The organism is Cellulomonas sp., from assembly GCF_035634735.1.
Classification (GTDB): domain Bacteria; phylum Actinomycetota; class Actinomycetes; order Actinomycetales; family Cellulomonadaceae; genus Cellulomonas.
Genome location: NZ_DASQCJ010000209.1, coordinates 1 through 3,398 on the forward strand (window position 1 = coordinate 1; position 3,398 = coordinate 3,398).

A 3,398-nucleotide genomic window follows, 5' to 3' on the forward strand; every position below is an offset into this window, starting at 1 on the left:
GGTCCTCGAGGAGGAACCCGACGCCGATGACGAGGTTGCAGCCCTGCTGGACGAGGTTGTCGATGTTCGGCGCGTAGTCCGTGTCCGCCGAGGACTCGACCTCGGTGGCCGTGATCCCCAGCTCGGACTCCGCCTGCTCCAGGCCCTCGAAACCGGCCTGGTTGAAGGACTGGTCGTCGAAACCGCCGGCGTCGGACACCATGCACGCGGAGAAGTCGGAGTTGCCGCCCGCGGTGCCCTCGCCGCCGCCGGTGGTCTCGTCGTCCTCGGGCGCAGCACCGCACGCGGCCAGCGCGAGCGCGGCGACGGCCGCGAGCGCGGTGACCTGAGTCGCTCTCTTCACCTGATAGCTCCTGTCGTTCTCGTAGCAGGGCCGCGCAGGGAAGGACCCCTGGGCCCTCCCGAGCACCGTTGCACGGGAGGACCGGTCCGTCGGCCTCTATAGGACCGAACACTAATCAGCCCGAGGGGTCCAGCACGTTACTTGCCGGTAACGCGGGCGCTTCGTTATGCAAGCGTCACTTTGCGTCTGAGGCGTGACACACCCCTGTCCACGGGTCGGGACCGCTCACGCGTCCTGACCCGCGGCGACGCGCGCGAGGAGCCGCATGCCCAGGCCGATCGCGCGCTCGTCCACCTGGAGGTCGCCCTGGTGGATGTCGTAGCTGCGCCCTCCGGGGGTCCGCGTGCCCAGCCGCGCCATCGCGCCCGGGACCTTCGTGAGGTACCAGGCGAAGTCCTCGCCGCCGAGCGACTGCTCGGTCAGCTGCACCGACTCCTCGCCCAGCACGTCCCGCGCCGCGGCCTCGAGCACGGCGACCGCCCGCTCGTCGTTCTCCACCGGCGGGACGCCGCGCTGGTGCCGCACCTCGACCTCCACGCCGTACGGCGCGACGACCTGCTCGACGGCGGCGTGCAGCACCTGGGACGCCTTCTCCCACGCGCGCACGTCCAGGCAGCGCAGCGTGCCGCGCACCGAGCCGGACGCCGGGATCGCGTTGTGCGCCGAGCCCGCCTGCACGGCGCCCCAGGTGAGGTTGACGCCGGACCGCGGGTCCAGCCGCCGGCCGAGCACCGCGGGCACCTGGGTGATGACCTGGCCGAGCGCGTACACGAGGTCGGCGGTGAGGTGCGGGCGCGACGTGTGGCCGCCGGGGCCGGTGAGCACGACGGTGATCTCGTCCGACGCCGAGGTGATCGGGCCGATGCGGCTGCCGATCCGGCCGACGTCGACCTTCGGGTCGCAGTGCAGCGCGAAGATCCGGCCGATGCCGTCCATCGCGCCGGCCTGCAGCACGTCGAGCGCGCCGCCGGGCTGCACCTCCTCGGCGGGCTGGAACACCAGGCGCACGCCGGTCGGCAGCTCCCCGGCCTCGTGCAGCTCGGCCAGCACCAGCCCGGCCCCGAGCAGCGCCGTGGTGTGCACGTCGTGCCCGCAGGCGTGCGCGACGCCGTGCACGGTCGAGGCGTACGGCAGCCCGGTGGTCTCCTGGACCGGCAGGGCGTCGATGTCGGCGCGCAGGGCGATCCGGCGGCGGCCGGTCTCCACCGGGCTCGGCCCGATGTCGCAGGTGAGGCCGGTCCCGGGCAGCAGGCGCGGCGACAGCCCGGCCAGCCGCAGCCGCTCCGCGATCAGGCGGGTGGTGCGCTGCTCCGTGCGGCCGAGCTCGGGGTGGGCGTGGATGTCGCGCCGGATCTCCACCAGCTCGGGCTGCAGGGTGGCGACGAGCTGGTTGACCCGGGTGGCGTCGACGATCACCCTCCCGACCCTAGCCGTCCGCGCAGGTGGCGGCAGGTCCAGGTCCGCCGGGCCGCCTGCGGGGCGGGCCGCCGGCGGGCCGCCGGCGGGCCGCCGGTGGGCCGTCAGAGCAGGTCGTCGCGGCCGCGCTCGCGCCAGCCGTCGACGGCCCCCTTGACCGCCTGCGCGTGCGCGCGTGTGGTGACCAGCAGCGCGTCCGCGGTGTCGACCACCACGGCGTCCCGGACGCCCAGCACGGTGACCGCCCGCCCGCCGCCGGGGACGACGACCGCCCCCGCGGCGTCCAGCCGCTGCACCAGCGCGTCGTCGCCCAGCGTGCGGCCGCCGTCGACGCCCACCGCGGGCAGCAGCGCCGCGAGCGAGTCGAAGTCGCCCACGTCGTCCCAGGTGAACGAGCCCGGCACGACCGCGACCCCGCCGGCGGCCGCGACCGGCTCGGCGATGGCGTGGTCGATGGCGATCTTGGTCAGCCCGGGCCAGGTCTCGGCGAGCACGGCGTCCCGGCGCTCCGGGTCCGCCCACGCCGCCGCGATCGCCCGCAGGCCGGCGGCCAGCGGGGGCAGCTGCCGCGCGAGGTGGTCGAGCAGCACGCCCGCCTGCACGAGGAACATGCCGGCGTTCCACCAGTAGTCGCCGGTCGCCAGGTACTCGGCGGCGGTCTCCGCGTCGGGCTTCTCGGTGAAGCCGGCGACGTGCCGGGCGCTCGGGGCCCCGTCGGCGCCGAGCGGGCCGGCGGCCCGGATGTAGCCGAACGCGGTCGACGGCTCGGTGGCCTCGATCCCGATGGTCACCACGTACCCGGCGCGCGCGGCCGCGACCCCCTCGGTCACCGCCGACCAGAAGCCGGCCAGGTCGTCGATGACGTGGTCCGCGGCGAACGAGCCGAGGACGACCTCGGGGCCGTGCCGCTCCGCGAGGATCGCCGCGGCCAGCCCGATGGCGGCCATCGAGTCGCGGGGCGAGGGCTCGGCGACGACCTGGCCCGGGCCGAGCTCCGGCAGCTGCGCCGCGACGGCCTCCGCGTGCCGGACGCCGGTCACGACCAGCACGCCGTCCCGCCCGGTCAGCGGGAGCAGCCGGTCGACCGTGCCCTGCAGCAGGGTGCGGCCGGTGCCGGTGAGGTCGTGCAGGAACTTGGGCGAGCCCTGGCGGGAGAGCGGCCACAGCCGGGTGCCGGCACCCCCGGCGGGGACGACGGCGTGGAAGCCGTCGATCAGGCGGGGCTGCGCGGGCGACGCGGGCGTGGCGGGGCTCGACATGGCGGGCAGCGTATCGGGACGAACCGGGCGCGCGCGGGGGCGCCGTCACCCGTGTGGGTGGTCGCCGCGGCGCCGGGGCCCGACCAGGGACTCTGGTCCCGGCCCGCGTGTGCGCTTGGTCACATCGGGGCCCGATCGCCCCTCCTCCGGCGGGTGACCCAGCGCACGATCACTACAGTGAACGGACCGGACACAGCAGTCCCGCCCGAACTCGCCAGGAGGCCACCCGTGCCCACTGCGCCTGCCGAAGCCCGCGACGACGCCGCCCCCACGGCCAAGCGGATCCCCGGCGGCACCCTCTACCGCGGCCGCGAAGGCATGTGGTCCTGGGTCGCCCACCGGATCACCGGCGTGCTCATCTTCTTCTTCCTGCTCGTGCA

3 protein-coding genes and 1 pseudogene are annotated in these 3,398 nt (G+C 75.5%); 1 reads left to right on the plus strand and 3 read right to left on the minus strand.

Annotated elements, in window-relative coordinates; genetic code table 11:
• From VER05_RS17130 to VER05_RS17140, 3 genes are all read right to left on the minus strand, one after another.
• A partial coding sequence (locus VER05_RS17130) for a BMP family lipoprotein (RefSeq protein WP_324846525.1) occupies nt 1-343 on the minus strand: 343 nt, incomplete at its 3' end.
• 225 nt (nt 344-568) lie between these two features.
• A complete protein-coding gene (locus tag VER05_RS17135; RefSeq protein WP_324846526.1) occupies nt 569-1,759 on the minus strand; it encodes an amidohydrolase in 1,191 nt (396 codons plus the stop codon).
• Nucleotides 1,760-1,863: 104 nt separating this feature from the next.
• Nucleotides 1,864-3,018: a mannose-1-phosphate guanylyltransferase gene (locus tag VER05_RS17140; protein ID WP_324846527.1), complete on the minus strand. Its 1,155-nt coding sequence runs from the start codon at nt 3,016-3,018 to the stop codon at nt 1,864-1,866.
• A gap of 228 nt (nt 3,019-3,246) precedes the next feature.
• Here VER05_RS17140 and VER05_RS17145 point away from each other — a divergent pair.
• Nucleotides 3,247-3,398, plus strand: a pseudogene (locus tag VER05_RS17145) (succinate dehydrogenase, cytochrome b556 subunit); the annotation flags it as partial.

Excerpts from the sequence above, each read along its gene's own strand:
- VER05_RS17140 (WP_324846527.1), bottom strand. The coding sequence starts at position 3,018 with ATGTCGAGCCCCGCCACGCCCGCGTCGCCCGCGCAGCCCCGCCTGATC.